Annotated in this window: 16 protein-coding genes; 8 read left to right on the forward strand and 8 right to left on the reverse strand. The window is 37.6% G+C overall.

The window, feature by feature from the left end:
• Positions 1 to 2: 2 nt before the first annotated feature.
• The 6 genes from lepB to acpS all read left to right on the forward strand — a co-directional run bounded on the left by lepB (position 3) and on the right by acpS (position 4,686).
• The gene (gene lepB / locus AB4J89_RS00115; protein WP_088495031.1) at positions 3 to 974 is read left to right on the forward strand and encodes a signal peptidase I; all 972 of its coding nucleotides are present in this window, start codon (positions 3 to 5) and stop codon (positions 972 to 974) included.
• Positions 975 to 1,169: 195 nt separating this feature from the next.
• Positions 1,170 to 1,850 (forward strand): ribonuclease III, encoded by a 681-nt coding sequence (gene rnc, locus AB4J89_RS00120; protein ID WP_069367822.1) that lies wholly within the window; start codon positions 1,170 to 1,172, stop codon positions 1,848 to 1,850.
• Positions 1,847 to 2,755, forward strand: a complete 909-nt coding sequence (gene era / locus AB4J89_RS00125) for a GTPase Era (RefSeq protein WP_023581601.1) — start codon at positions 1,847 to 1,849, stop codon at positions 2,753 to 2,755. The genes rnc and era overlap by 4 nt, the downstream gene beginning before the upstream one ends.
• Positions 2,756 to 2,764: 9 nt before the next feature.
• A complete protein-coding gene (gene recO / locus AB4J89_RS00130) occupies positions 2,765 to 3,505 on the forward strand; it encodes a DNA repair protein RecO (RefSeq protein ID WP_088495032.1) in 741 nt (246 codons plus the stop codon).
• A gap of 69 nt (positions 3,506 to 3,574) precedes the next feature.
• Entirely contained in the window at positions 3,575 to 4,306 is a 732-nt protein-coding gene (gene pdxJ, locus AB4J89_RS00135; RefSeq protein ID WP_088495033.1) for a pyridoxine 5'-phosphate synthase, read from the forward strand.
• Entirely contained in the window at positions 4,306 to 4,686 is a 381-nt protein-coding gene (acpS, locus tag AB4J89_RS00140; RefSeq protein WP_368467694.1) for a holo-ACP synthase, read from the forward strand. The genes pdxJ and acpS overlap by 1 nt, the downstream gene beginning before the upstream one ends.
• Before the next feature lie 40 nt (positions 4,687 to 4,726).
• Here the strand turns inward: acpS and AB4J89_RS00145 are convergent, their stop codons facing one another.
• The 3 genes from AB4J89_RS00145 to AB4J89_RS00155 all read right to left on the reverse strand — a co-directional run bounded on the left by AB4J89_RS00145 (position 4,727) and on the right by AB4J89_RS00155 (position 5,861).
• Positions 4,727 to 4,987: a YfhL family 4Fe-4S dicluster ferredoxin gene (locus AB4J89_RS00145; RefSeq protein ID WP_075673672.1), complete on the reverse strand. Its 261-nt coding sequence runs from the start codon at positions 4,985 to 4,987 to the stop codon at positions 4,727 to 4,729.
• A 244-nt stretch (positions 4,988 to 5,231) separates the two neighbouring features.
• Positions 5,232 to 5,540 (reverse strand): addiction module antidote protein, encoded by a 309-nt coding sequence (locus tag AB4J89_RS00150; protein WP_088495034.1) that lies wholly within the window; start codon positions 5,538 to 5,540, stop codon positions 5,232 to 5,234.
• 3 nt (positions 5,541 to 5,543) lie between these two features.
• Positions 5,544 to 5,861, reverse strand: a complete 318-nt coding sequence (locus tag AB4J89_RS00155; protein ID WP_088495035.1) for a type II toxin-antitoxin system RelE/ParE family toxin — start codon at positions 5,859 to 5,861, stop codon at positions 5,544 to 5,546.
• Positions 5,862 to 6,067: 206 nt separating this feature from the next.
• Between AB4J89_RS00155 and AB4J89_RS00160 the strand changes: the two genes are divergently transcribed.
• Both AB4J89_RS00160 and tadA read left to right on the forward strand, forming a co-directional pair.
• Positions 6,068 to 6,703 (forward strand): LysE family translocator, encoded by a 636-nt coding sequence (locus AB4J89_RS00160; RefSeq protein ID WP_088495036.1) that lies wholly within the window; start codon positions 6,068 to 6,070, stop codon positions 6,701 to 6,703.
• A gap of 107 nt (positions 6,704 to 6,810) precedes the next feature.
• Entirely contained in the window at positions 6,811 to 7,341 is a 531-nt protein-coding gene (gene tadA, locus AB4J89_RS00165) for a tRNA adenosine(34) deaminase TadA (RefSeq protein ID WP_088495037.1), read from the forward strand.
• A 7-nt stretch (positions 7,342 to 7,348) separates the two neighbouring features.
• Here tadA and AB4J89_RS00170 read toward each other — a convergent pair whose 3' ends face one another.
• From AB4J89_RS00170 to AB4J89_RS00190, 5 genes are all read right to left on the reverse strand, one after another.
• A complete protein-coding gene (locus tag AB4J89_RS00170; protein WP_368467697.1) occupies positions 7,349 to 7,897 on the reverse strand; it encodes a fimbrial protein in 549 nt (182 codons plus the stop codon).
• Positions 7,897 to 8,967, reverse strand: coding sequence for a fimbrial protein (locus AB4J89_RS00175; RefSeq protein ID WP_088495039.1), 1,071 nt, complete (start codon positions 8,965 to 8,967; stop codon positions 7,897 to 7,899). Before AB4J89_RS00175 ends, AB4J89_RS00170 begins: the two co-directional genes overlap by 1 nt.
• 25 nt (positions 8,968 to 8,992) lie before the next feature.
• Positions 8,993 to 9,757, reverse strand: a complete 765-nt coding sequence (locus AB4J89_RS00180) for a molecular chaperone (protein WP_088495040.1) — start codon at positions 9,755 to 9,757, stop codon at positions 8,993 to 8,995.
• 30 nt (positions 9,758 to 9,787) lie between these two features.
• Positions 9,788 to 12,274: a fimbria/pilus outer membrane usher protein gene (locus AB4J89_RS00185; RefSeq protein ID WP_368467700.1), complete on the reverse strand. Its 2,487-nt coding sequence runs from the start codon at positions 12,272 to 12,274 to the stop codon at positions 9,788 to 9,790.
• Between the two features lie 178 nt (positions 12,275 to 12,452).
• Positions 12,453 to 13,001, reverse strand: a complete 549-nt coding sequence (locus AB4J89_RS00190; RefSeq protein WP_075670446.1) for a fimbrial protein — start codon at positions 12,999 to 13,001, stop codon at positions 12,453 to 12,455.
• Positions 13,002 to 13,442 lie beyond the last annotated feature (441 nt).

Consider the following 13,442-nt stretch of genomic DNA (forward strand, 5'->3'; position numbering starts at 1 on the left):
ACATGGCTAACACGTTTGCCTTGATCCTAACGCTGGCAACGCTAATAACGGGAGTTTTTTGGGGAATTGAGCGCTTTAAACTCAAGCCAGCCCGAAAAGCAAAACTAAAGCGTCTTCAAGAGATGACGCAAGGGACCGAGGATCAGCAAGAGTTAGCAAAATCAATTAATAAACCAAGTTGGGCGGAGACATTAGGCTCTTTATTCCCAGTCTTGATTATTGTTTTGATTCTGCGTTCATTTGTGTATGAGCCGTTTCAAATACCTTCTCGCTCCATGATGCCAACCTTGTTGGTTGGCGATTTTATCTTGGTTGAAAAGTTTGCTTATGGATTAAAAGATCCAATTACACAGACAACGTTAATTAATACAGGGAAGCCAAAACGAGGCGATATCGCAGTATTTAAATATCCTCGTGATCCTTCTACTGATTTTATTAAACGTGTTATTGGATTACCGGGCGATAAAATTGTTTATGATATGATGTCGAAAAAACTTCATGTCTATCCAAATTGTGATAAAGCCATTTGTAATGAAGAAATTTCAGTAACTTATGGTACAGCTTACCCAAGTGAATGGACGTTGTTATTACAAAATGTACCGGGTGGTCAGCGTATTAATGGTATGAAATCTATTCCAATTGAGGAGCCTATTTCAACAGCAACTCAATTACGTGAAGAAGAAAGGGTAGAAACGATAGATAAAGTCTCTCACCGTATTATGACAATACCCGGTGATATGACGATGCCAGAGTTTATTCAACCCGGATTACCTGTCGGTACGTGGATTGTTCCTGAAGGTCATTACTTTATGATGGGTGACAATCGAGACGGTAGCTCTGATAGTCGCTTCTGGGGCTTTGTTCCAGAGAAGAACTTAGTCGGTAAAGCGACAACGATCTGGATGAGCTTTGAAAAAGTAGAGAATGAATGGCCAACAGGTGTTCGTTTTAGCCGCATCGGTGGCATTAAGTAATAATTAACAAAATAGCGACAGCATTCCTTCTTATCTAAGTGTAGAATATGTCGCTTCTTTAAATATGATTGGCTCCTGTTATTGACAGGAGTCAGTGCAAACGCAACAGTTCTGTTATCCAACTCGATAATTTCTCGTTGTCTTAAACAGATTTGTTGCGTGTGCTTCAAATTAAGTTATGGAAATTGATCGCACATGAATACTTTATTAGTAAACCAGTTACAAAAGAAACTGGGCTATACTTTTACGCAAAATGAATTATTACTACAGGCTTTAACGCATCGTAGTGCCAGCAGTAAACATAATGAACGTTTAGAATTTTTAGGTGATTCAATTCTAAGCTATGTGATTGCTAACGCACTTTATCATCGCTTTCCTCGTGTTGATGAAGGTGATATGAGCCGAATGAGAGCAACGCTTGTTCGTGGAAATACACTCGCTGAATTAGCGCGTGAATTTGAACTCGGCGAATGTCTACGTTTAGGGCCAGGAGAATTAAAAAGCGGCGGTTTTCGTCGTGAATCAATTTTAGCGGATACGGTGGAAGCTTTAATTGGTGCCATTTTCCTCGATAGTGATATTCAAAATATCGAAAAAATTATTTTAAATTGGTATGAGAATCGTTTGGCTGAAATCAGCCCGGGCGATAAGCAAAAAGATCCTAAAACTCGTTTGCAAGAGTATCTGCAAGGCCGTCATTTACCATTACCTTCTTATATTGTGGTACAAGTTCGTGGCGAAGCCCATGATCAAGAGTTTACGATCCATTGTCAGATAAGCGGTATCGAACAACCTGTCAAAGGGATGGGTACAAGCCGTCGTAAAGCTGAACAGGCCGCTGCTGAACAGGCATTAATACAACTGGAGCTTGAATGAGCGAAGAACAAACCTATTGCGGATTTATTGCGATAGTCGGTCGCCCAAATGTGGGAAAATCAACACTACTGAACCAATTACTGGGGCAGAAAGTTTCTATTACATCACGTAAACCGCAAACTACGCGTCACCGTATCATGGGTATTGATACAGATGGTGCTTACCAAGCAATTTATGTGGATACACCGGGCTTGCATATTGAAGAAAAGCGAGCCATCAACAGACTGATGAACCGTGCAGCAAGCAGTTCAATTGGTGATGTTGAACTGGTTATTTTCGTTGTTGAAGGCACCAACTGGACGCCTGACGACGAAATGGTATTAAATAAATTAAAATCATTACGTTGCCCTGTTTTATTAGCAATTAATAAAGTGGATAACGTGACTGATAAAACCAAGTTACTTCCACACATTGGCTTTTTAAGCCAACAAATGGATTTTCTTGATGTAGTACCAATCAGTGCTGAAAAAGACATGAATATCGATACGATTGCGAAAATCGTACGTAAATGTTTACCAGAAGCGACTCATCATTTCCCTGAAGATTATATTACTGATCGCTCTCAGCGTTTTATGGCATCAGAAATTATTCGTGAGAAACTGATGCGCTTTTTAGGTGAAGAATTACCTTATTCTGTCACTGTTGAAATTGAGCAATTCGTTACCAATGAGCGTGGTGGTTATGATATCCACGGATTAATTCTGGTTGAGCGTGAAGGCCAGAAGAAAATGGTTATTGGTAATAAGGGTGCGAAAATTAAGAAAATTGGTACCGAAGCCCGTATGGATATGGAAGACTTATTTGAAAACAAAGTTCATTTAGAACTTTGGGTGAAAGTCAAAGCGGGCTGGGCTGATGATGAACGTGCTTTACGTAGCCTTGGCTATGTGGACGATTTAAAGTAGGTAACTGAAGTGGACGGCTGGCAACGTGCATTCGTTATCCATGCTCGACCTTACAGTGAAACGAGCCTGTTACTCGATTTTTTCACTGAAAATGAAGGGCGAGTACGCATATTGTCAAAAGGTGCGCGAGGCCGTCGTTCACCCTTAAAAGGGGCACTTCAACCTTTTACTCCTTTGCTCATTCGTTGGAGTGGGCGAGGAGAAGTTAAAACACTTCGTGATGCTGAACCTATCTCTTTAGCACTACCACTGACAGGCTCTGTGCTCTACAGTGGCTTGTATCTCAATGAGTTATTATCTCGCGTTTTAGAAAATGGTACCTCTTATAGTGTACTTTTTTTTGAATACCTTTCCTGTTTGCAAATTCTTGCTGCTAGCGATACTACACCTGAAGCTGCACTGAGACGCTTTGAACTCGCGCTATTAACACAACTTGGTTATGGTTTAGATTTTCTGCATTGTGCGGGAAGTGGAGAGCCAGTTTCAGATTCGATGACCTATCGTTATCGAGAAGAAAAAGGTTTTATTGCGAGTTTAGTGGTTGATCATAATAGTTTTACTGGATTTGAATTAAAATCCTTAGCCAGTCGCGAATTTCCTACTGTTGAAACATTAAAAGCGGCAAAAAGATTTACTCGAATGGCATTGAAGCCTTATTTAGGCGGAAAACCATTAAAAAGTAGAGAACTTTTTAGACAATTTGCCATTAAAAAAGCCCCAAAGAAAAGAGCATTGATGGTAGAACAGTAATATTGTCTTTTTCTTCTCTATGGAATGTGTAAACTAAGGTAATGCAACGTTATTTTTCAGGAGAAGAGCATGTCTGATATTCTACTTGGCGTTAATATTGACCATATCGCCACCCTTCGTAATGCCCGTGGCACAACTTATCCCGATCCTGTTCAAGCGGCTTTCATTGCAGAACAAGCTGGTGCTGATGGTATTACTATCCATTTACGTGAAGATAGACGTCATATCACTGATCGCGATTTAATGCTGATAAGCCAAACGGTTCAGACAAGATTAAATCTGGAAATGGCAGTCACTGAAGAGATGATCGAGATCGCTTGTCAAACTCAGCCTGATTTTTGCTGTTTAGTACCTGAAAAACGCCAAGAAGTGACAACAGAAGGTGGTTTAGACGTTGTTGGCAATGAAGCTAAAATTGCTGATGCAATTAAACGCTTATCTTTAGCAGGTATCAAAGTTTCTCTATTTATTGATCCTGACCATGAGCAAATTAACGCAGCCGACCGTGTTGGTGCGCCTTTTATTGAGATCCACACTGGCGCTTATGCTGACGCTGAAGATGAAATGGCTCAAGAAAAAGAGTTTGTCCGTATTCGTGATGCAGTCACTTATGCTGCATCTAAAGGTTTAAAAGTGAATGCAGGACATGGTCTGCATTATCACAACGTACAACGTATTGCGGCATTACCTGAACTGTATGAACTGAATATTGGTCACGCTATTATTGGTAGAGCCGTATTTAGTGGATTAGCGCTAGCGGTTGAAGAAATGAAACGCTTAATGCGAGAAGCGCGTCGCTAATGGCTATTGTTGGTTTAGGTATGGATATCGTCGAGATATCACGTATCGAAGATATTATAGGGCGTTCTGGTGAACGCCTTGCTCGTCGCATTCTTACTGATGCTGAATGGGAAATTTATCAATCCCATAAACAGCCAATACGTTTTTTAGCTAAGCGGTTTGCAGTAAAAGAGGCTGCGGCAAAAGCATTAGGAACAGGTATACGTTTAGGATTGGCTTTCAACCATTTTGAAGTGCGTAATGATGAGTTAGGCAAACCCACCTTGCATTTTTTAGCGGTTGCAAAAGAGATGGCAGAGAAAGCGGGGATAAACTCTATTCACGTAACACTTGCTGATGAACAGCGTTATGCTTGTGCGACAGTTATTTTAGAAAAATAGCTCTCTTAGATTTATCACCCACAAAATCATCGATTAAGGTTTAGATCTTATCTGCGTGGTGGATCAACACAAATTTTTCCCATAATTCATCTTGAGATTCAGTATGAGCAGGATCAGTGATGATCGTGTTAGTAATCGGACAAACCGATTGGCAAGTTGGTTTATCGTAATGTCCTACACATTCAGTGCAAAGATCAGGATTAATTTCATAAATTTCATCCCCCATTGAAATCGCATCATTTGGACACTCTGGTTCACACATATCGCAATTGATGCATTTCTTCGTAATTAGTAAAGCCATATCAGTCACTTAATATATAAATTATTAAATTTCAGTAACTTATATCTTGCACTTATATGTTACCATCTATCAGTTTTGTGTCGCTATATCCGATAAAGTAGTGTTTTATCATTCAAATAGGAATATTACCCCAATCTTTTTGCTTAATAGGCACTAAGTAAGGGGGGGAGTAAGGTTACCATTTATAGGGAATTTCCTAAAGTGGCATCGCTCAAATGGTTTATTAGAATGTATAAATAAAATATTAAATACTTGCTAATGAAGAGAAATGAAAGCCAATTGCACTAATAACATTTCGCAATGTTTTTAATGTTGGGTTTCCTGTTGGTGATAATGTTCGATAAAGCGTTTCTCGAGATACTCCTGCTTTTTTGGCAATTTTTGCCATACCGCCCCGAGCTTCTACGACATGGCGTAATGCCATAAGAAAAGCTTCTTGCCCACCATCTTCATCAATATCAAGGAAGGCTTGGTGTAAATATGCTTTTGCAAAACTAGGATCTTCACGCAAAAGCTCAATCATTGCGTCATCGTGTAAACGAGATTTTGGCATAATCTACCTCTTTAAATAATCTTTTAGACATAGGATGGCTTTATTGATGTCAGCATCCTGAGTTCGTTTATCTCCTGCTAGAAGTAGCAATATAATTTCGCCATTGATTAAACTATAGTAGACGCGATAACCCACACCTTGATCAATTCGTAGCTCCCAAATGCTTTCACGACAAGGTTTATGATCACCAAAACACGCACTTGCCATTCTATTTACTCTCGATGCAATTTTGGCTTTAGCAACAGGATCACGTATCTTTCTGAAGTAGTCGGCATATAAGTCTTTGCCATCTATTGTTAGATAATGTTTGATAGTTTTCATTGGCAAAATGTAGCTTATAAGCTACGTTAACACAACTATTTTTGTAGCTTATAAGCTACGGAAATATATCAGTAATATATATTTAAAGCAAAACTATCTAATTAAAAAACAAAAACGAATAACAAAAAATAGTATTTTTTGTGGTATCCCGCACACCTAACACTCTGTTATTGATGTTAAATAATGCAATAAATAAGGGGTATACTATGCCAACACTGTTCAATATGTGGACATTTGCGCTTTTGTCCTTGGGTTTGGTGCTAACACCGGGCCCTAATATGATTTACCTGATTTCACGCTCAATCTCTCAAGGGAAAAAGGCCGGATTTATTTCATTAATCGGTGTGGCTGTTGGCTATATTTTTTATATGTTATTAGCTGCATTTGGTATTACGGCCATTTTTATGGCGGTACCTTATGCTTACGATACATTAAAAATTTGTGGTGCTATTTACCTTTTTTATATTGCTTGGCAATCTATTAAACCCGGTGGGCGTTCTATCTTTCATCCCAAAAAATTACTTTCAGGCAATACGACAAAGCTCTTTGTCATGGGCTTTATCACTAATTTGCTCAATCCTAAAATCGCATTAATGTACTTATCACTGTTACCTCAATTTATTAGCCTTCAAAATGGCAGCGTTTTAAATCAATCATTAGTGTTAGGTAGTATTCAAATTATTATTAGCATTGCAGTAAATGCATTGATTGTTATTGCCGCTGGCTCTATTGCTGGGTTTTTTATACAAAGGCCTCGCTGGGCATTGGTTCAACGTTGGTTTATGGCGACAATCTTAGGCGCTTTAGCTATCAAATTAGCCACTGAAGCGCGAGTAAACTAAAGTTTTATCTTGCTATCTTTGTCATAAACAATTCAAGACAATTTCTTTAGTTATCAATAGAAAACAGGGTACAATATCCCGCTATATGATAATGAAGAGATATCCTTGTGAATAAAGTTAAAGATGATATTTATTGGATGCATAAAGCGATTGAGCAAGCGCAAAAAGCACAAGAAATCGGTGAAATACCGGTGGGCGCAGTATTAGTCGTTGATAATAAAATCATTGCTAAAGGATGGAATCATTCAATTATCGATAACGATCCCACTGCACACGCAGAGATTATGGCATTACGCAAAGGGGGAAAGCATTTACAAAATTATCGCCTACTTGATGCGACTCTTTATATTACCCTTGAACCTTGTGTGATGTGTGCCGGAGCAATTGTGCATAGTCGGGTAAAACGCGTGGTTTATGGTGCCTCAGATTTAAAAACAGGTGCGGCAGGTTCATTTATTGATATCTTACAGCATCCCGGAATGAACCATAAAGTTGAGATAACTTCAGGTGTATTAGGTGAAGAGTGCTCACAGCTTTTAAGTCAGTTTTTTAAAATGAGAAGGGCTGAAAAGAAACAGCTTAAAAAGCAAAAAGCCAGTCCAGCCATAATCAATACTGAACCAGCAATAAAAGAATAATATTTATTTACTGATAATTAAGGGTGTATGTTGCTTGGGCTTGGAAAGGGCCTGTTAGCAAAGTTTGATTTTTTAGTGCAGAGGGTGATGCCTCAACATACGTCATAAAATTAAATTGAATACGTTTATTATTAAGAAGTCGAGTTGAGCTCGGCTTTTTTAATTGGATCACATTGCGCTGCACATCAGTAAATACAATCCCGATACTTTTAGGATCTTCAGATCCAGTACCGACGACAGCAAGGTGATTGGGCATTGTAGGATGCTCTTTCCCATCTAGCGTGATTGTGACACTTTTATAAATATCCTGACTGCAATTTTCTAAACTAATACTAAAAGCAACGGGTTCACTTTTTTGAAAGGTATAGAGATCTTTGGCAGATATCTGCTTAAAATCAATTACCTTATTTTCATCACCAGCAACAATGGTACAACCATGTGCAACCACAACACCTTTAAATTCCATATCGCCGCCAATAAGCTCTGTCACAGCAAAGGCAGAAGGTGAAAGTAATAATAAAAGAGAAATCGTCGATTTTATTATTGGGTTTTTCATTACATAAACTCCGCCACTAAGGTGGCATGTGCTGAAAACTCACCTTCTGTAATTTTGCTCCCTGCCTTTGCAATAGGAGCAGCAGTAACTTCCCAATTACCTTTAAAATTATTCAGCTTCCCGACAGAAAAATATTGATTAGGTGGCACAATCGTTCCTGATTTGTCTCTTAAAACAATACCTAAATTTGTTCTATCTACAGGTCCTGTTGTACCAAGGTAATTAGGGTTAAAGCTGGCAACACCAGAACTTCCTGTTTGAATTTTAAACATTATTCTGCTGTTTGGATTAGTGAAACTTCCGCCTTCACATTGAATTGGAATATTGCGTGTGATCTTGTAGTTTTGGCCATTTAAATAGTCAGAAGTATTACCGACATTGCCAAAATCAAAGGTAATTGGAGAGCCATTATTAAATGTACATTTATCTTCAGTGGTCAGTATTCCTGAGCTAATCACTAATTTTGAAATTGGTTCAGGGCCATACTCTTGATATAAGCCATTACCTACACGGGCATACATTTGCGCTACAGCTTGCCCTGTTAATGAAACCCCATTAATAATCGGTTTTTTCAGACGAAATACTAATACACCGCTACTTCCTGATGACATATTGGGTTTTGGTGATTCAGGAACGCGACAGCCTTGTTGCCCATTTCGATTATTAGGCTTTTCAATAAAAGGAACTGTAGGAAGAGAATCAGGGCCCCAAATAGAAAACTTGATCTGAACATCGACGTATTCATTAAGTTCATAGTAATTATTACCTAAATAACGTAGGTCAGAATTCGCCATATAATAAGTGCGAGAATTAGGAACTAAGGGATCTTTAGGGCAATAAACTGTTGCTAAATATCTATCAGGTAAAGAAAAATTTACTCTGGCAGTTTCACCTGGTCTGTTATTAGGAAATGTTGCGTTATTTAACTCAACTCTAAAGATATTAGGGCCGCCAACGGTACGAACCTCACCATGAATGTATGCAGAAGCAACAATTGGAGTACATAACATTGCGCCAGTAAAGAGTAATTTTAGCGTATTGAAATAAAAATTTGCTGTTGTTAATTTCATTTTATTCCTACCGGCGTCAAGTTAATTAATATTTTGGCTGTTGTTCTTTCGGTGCCGCTGTACAGCTATTTTGTTGGCAAACAAATTTTAATTCTGGATGTCCACCGTAGTCATTTACATACATCATGTAAAATTGATTGACGCTATTGGTTTTAACTGGAATTTCCAGTGATGATTTAGGTGCAACCATTAAACCAGGGAATGTGGTTAATTTGTCGCTATCTTCACCATTCAATTTATTGGAAAGCCCAATAATGGTGATGTAGTAAGGTGTTGGGTTTTCAGCAATAAATTGATTACCTTGTTTTTTAAACACCAACTGATCTTGCCAAATCATGCCTGGCTTTTCAGGAATAATGGCAGTTGGGCGGTAGAATAATTTAATGCGAGACTGCATTGCCATTTGTAACACGTTAGCTTGTTTTGGTGCTGGTGGAATTTCACGCACATTTAAATAGAATAGTGATTCTCTATCTTGTGGTAAAAGTCCAACTTCTGCTGTTTTGGTTATTCTGACAACCCCTTTTTGGTCACCATCAAGACGCTGTAAAGGTGGTAATGCCACTAAAGGAGATGCAATTTTTTGCCCGTGTTCATTTTCAACCCATGATTGAGCTAAAAAAGGAATGTCAGGGCTAGTATTTTTTAGGTTAACGCTAGCCGAATTCTCGTTGCCTGTTAATACAATACGAGTTCTATCTAATGACACGCCCGCTTGAGTTGTACTCACCATGCTGAGTGCAATTAATGAGCTACAAAAAAGCGCTTTGAGTGTGTTGAATGAGTTCATACAATTATCTCTAGTAATTCATTTTGTTCATTAAAATCCCTGACATAATAACAATTCACGTTTTAGAGGATCGTTAATTGCGGCTGGAATTGTAATCGTACACTGGGTTTTACCACCCCAGATCACGTTTAAAGATTCATTAAGGTTAACACCGGCGATATAAACTAAACCATCTTCCATCACCATTCCCATATTTTCACCGTTTTTATTGGTGACTTCGGCACCAAATGGCGGATATTTTTGATCGACAGTTTGTAAGATAGCCATTAAGCGCTCACCTTGGCGAACAGGGAATTTATAGTAGCCAATCGCACCTTCAGTTAATGTTGCAGAAGTAATGGCTTTGTGTGTTTCAATATCTGAATCCATTTTATCAACATCAATACGAGCATCAACATTGTTATAACTAGTTAAGTCAGTTAATACCCCAATACCAAATAGATTTGTAGTCGTACTTTGGTTATTAAATGGCACACCTGCAACACCATCAGTATCAACCATCATGCGGGCAGTACTTGATGTCATGCTACTACTATGTAATGCAGCACCATGGCGTGTCGCAGTAAATCCACCTTTAACTGTTGCACCTACTGCAACGTAATTATCTTGTTGATAGCTTGCATTGGCGTTAATTTCTGCATATTGCGAACGGTGTTGATAATAACCATCAGTATTGGCTTTATTGTCTGAGCTTAAACCTGCACGGACACGCCATAGATTATTATAATTGCTATTATCAGAATAAGAGGCCATTTGGTTCACTTTACCGTTACTGTCTTGCAAGCTATAACCAATGCTTTTGCCGCTTCCTAATGGCACTGAAATGTTGAAAGAAATACTATCATCAGTATTTCCCTTATACTGAGTACGGAATGCAGATAAGTTAGTATTAATCTGCTCTATACCCATAATAGAAAAATTACGGCTTACCGTAGCACCATATTGTTCTTGTGTATTTTTATCCCAATAATTTTGGTGTCGATAAGAGAGGTAAAGTGTTGTCGATTTTTCAATATCATCAGCCCAAAAAGTTTTGTTACCTGTAATGGTATACATCTCTTTTTCATAACCATTGTTATTAATATCGTTATAACGCTCATCTATATATTGAGAGAAAGATCGGAATGTTTTCTCTGAAAAACGGTAGCCCGCAAAAGTAATCGTACTATGGTATTCATCGAATGTTTTAGCGTAGTTCAGTTTGAATGACATCCCGTTGATATTATCATTATCATAAGTTTTGCTATAAGACTGGGTAATATCACCGGAAAGCGTACCTAAACGGCCCATATCGTGACCTAAACCTAATGACCACGCATTGTAATCTTTAGCTGTCAATAAAACCCCACCATACAGTGACCATGTGTTGTTCATACCCCATGAAAAATCACCTTGATAAAAAACAGGGCCTTGCATTTTATGGTTGTTGAGCGATGACTGACCCATTGATGTGTTATAACGCACAGAGCCAGGACGAGTCATATAAGGAAGGTTGGCGGTCTGTACTTGGAATTCATTTACCTTACCGTTTTGCTCTTCGACTCTAACATTTAATTGACCTTGTACTGTGTCTTGTAAATGTTTAATAGCAAAAGGGCCCGCAGGTACTGTGGTTTCATAAATTAAGCGGCCATTTTGCGTTACAGTCACTTTGGCATTGGTGTTTGCGATACCGTGGATTTCAGGTGCATAACCTTGCAAAGAAGGAGGCAACATTCTTTCATCACTTTGTATATTGGCACCTGTAAAACGAAAGCTATCAAAAACTTGAGAGTTCAAATAAGTTTCACCCAGCGTTAGTTTTGCTGCTTGGTTAGGTAATGGTTTATAGGCGTAAATCTGATTCCAATCAAAGCTATTATTTGAGGAATATTCAGATGAATAGTTTCCTTGATATTCAGCACGTAGTCGCCATTCACCAACGTTAATTCCAGCCTGTCCATAACCTGTCAATGAGTTGTTATTATTGCCTTTATTCGGGCGAGTTGATGTACCTGTCAAGGTATAGTCAACTAATAACCCAGATACACCCGGATCCCATAATTCAGGTGGTGTCCAATCTGTATCTTCATATTTCATTAATGAGCGAGGCATAACAATATCAAGGATACCGCCATCATTTTTGATAGAGATACCCGGCAATTGACTAATATCGAAACATTCTGGCGAGATTTCTTCGATAAATTTTTGATTTTCTTCGTTAACTGTTAACTTTTTTAGAAGAGTAGGGTCAACACAAGCGATAGAGTAATTAGGTTTCACTTCAACATAATTAATGTTTTGGCGAGGAAAGTCACGACCATTTATACGGATATCTAAGTAGTACATACCCGGAATAATGTAATTAGAAGTTGCAAAACGAGATAAATCGACATTATCTCTGTCTTCGGCATCTAGCATGTGAATGTTAAATTCCACAGAATCATCTTGCTCGGCTTGAGCGAAAAACGCTAAGCACAATAGCAAAATGGCACAAATGTTTTTCCATATTGTGCTGTGAAAAAAAGAAATTAACATGAATAAACGCCTAATTATTAATTAAATAAAAACTAATTAAATAATGAATATTTATTTAATTACTTTTTATTTTATTCTTATTAAATTGAAGTGTTTTATCAAATTTAACGCAGAGGAAGTCCTCTGCGTTAATGCAGTAATTAATCTATTATTTAATTAATTTAAATAAATAAAACGATTACTGATAATCAACTTGGAAGTTGATAACGGCTTGGAATTCACCTGGAGTTACAGTAGCGTCTGCTGATTCAGCTTGAACGTAAGCAACGAATGGGATCTTAGAAACACCATTAACTAATTGTACAGGTGTTGTTGCTGTGTTCCATTTTACTGACTTGCTGCCAGCATCCATTAAGCCAATACCTGCGCCAGAAGCTGAGCCAGATACGAAAGATGCTAAGTCTTTATTTGTTGCATTAACAACGCTTGGTGTATAGCTAACAGTAGCTGTTTTTGCTACGGTAGTATCACAGTCTTGTAATTCGATATCTTTTTTAACGTTACCTGCTTTCTGCATATTTGCTAATGCAGAAGTTGGGATTTCACTGAAATCAACAATAACAGGACTTGAAGAAGCTGCTAATCCACAAGCTGAATTAACAATTTCACCTTTTAATTGAATTTCGCCTTTAGTTGCGCCAACTTTTGGTGCAGGAGTTTCAGCAGTTGCAACAGAATTAATACCAAATACTAAAGCAGCAGCTAAAGCAATTTTACTCAGTTTCATTATAGATAATCCCTTGAAGATCGTGCGTATTATTATTTATAGAAAAATAATATTAATGTCGGAATATAAAAATTGATTTGCATTATATTTCGAGTTATTTCGAATAATGACTGGTTTATATGATATCAACAAAGACGTTCTATTTGATATAACGTTTTGTTGATTTACTCAATTTTCATATTTAATCTTGCCTATTCCATATTAATAGAGTTTTGTATAGATTTATTCTTTTTATTACTCAGTTTATGGGTGAAAAAGTTTATCAGGCAGATAAATTTAATAGACAATATAATTAACATTGTTTTAACTTTACGAAAAGTAATGTTATTAACATTAAGTTAAGAAAATTAATGAAATCAATTATAGATTATCATAATATATATAATTCAATAGGTTAGATGTTAATAAAGGCATGTTTAGGTTAATTTTTGTTGCAAAAAA

The sequence above is a fragment of the Proteus sp. STS61-E genome (assembly GCF_040932335.1).
In the GTDB taxonomy this organism is placed as follows: domain Bacteria; phylum Pseudomonadota; class Gammaproteobacteria; order Enterobacterales; family Enterobacteriaceae; genus Proteus; species Proteus mirabilis_B.

Coding starts and splice junctions, on each gene's coding strand:
- lepB (WP_088495031.1), top strand. CDS start 3: ATGGCTAACACGTTTGCCTTGATCCTAACGCTGGCAACGCTAATAACG.
- rnc (WP_069367822.1), top strand. CDS start 1,170: ATGAATACTTTATTAGTAAACCAGTTACAAAAGAAACTGGGCTATACT.
- era (WP_023581601.1), top strand. CDS start 1,847: ATGAGCGAAGAACAAACCTATTGCGGATTTATTGCGATAGTCGGTCGC.
- pdxJ (WP_088495033.1), top strand. CDS start 3,575: ATGTCTGATATTCTACTTGGCGTTAATATTGACCATATCGCCACCCTT.
- acpS (WP_368467694.1), top strand. CDS start 4,306: ATGGCTATTGTTGGTTTAGGTATGGATATCGTCGAGATATCACGTATC.
- AB4J89_RS00145 (WP_075673672.1), bottom strand. CDS start 4,987: ATGGCTTTACTAATTACGAAGAAATGCATCAATTGCGATATGTGTGAA.
- AB4J89_RS00150 (WP_088495034.1), bottom strand. CDS start 5,540: ATGCCAAAATCTCGTTTACACGATGACGCAATGATTGAGCTTTTGCGT.
- AB4J89_RS00155 (WP_088495035.1), bottom strand. CDS start 5,861: ATGAAAACTATCAAACATTATCTAACAATAGATGGCAAAGACTTATAT.
- AB4J89_RS00160 (WP_088495036.1), top strand. CDS start 6,068: ATGCCAACACTGTTCAATATGTGGACATTTGCGCTTTTGTCCTTGGGT.
- AB4J89_RS00170 (WP_368467697.1), bottom strand. CDS start 7,897: ATGAAAAACCCAATAATAAAATCGACGATTTCTCTTTTATTATTACTT.
- AB4J89_RS00175 (WP_088495039.1), bottom strand. CDS start 8,967: ATGAAATTAACAACAGCAAATTTTTATTTCAATACGCTAAAATTACTC.
- AB4J89_RS00180 (WP_088495040.1), bottom strand. CDS start 9,757: ATGAACTCATTCAACACACTCAAAGCGCTTTTTTGTAGCTCATTAATT.
- AB4J89_RS00185 (WP_368467700.1), bottom strand. CDS start 12,274: ATGTTAATTTCTTTTTTTCACAGCACAATATGGAAAAACATTTGTGCC.
- AB4J89_RS00190 (WP_075670446.1), bottom strand. CDS start 13,001: ATGAAACTGAGTAAAATTGCTTTAGCTGCTGCTTTAGTATTTGGTATT.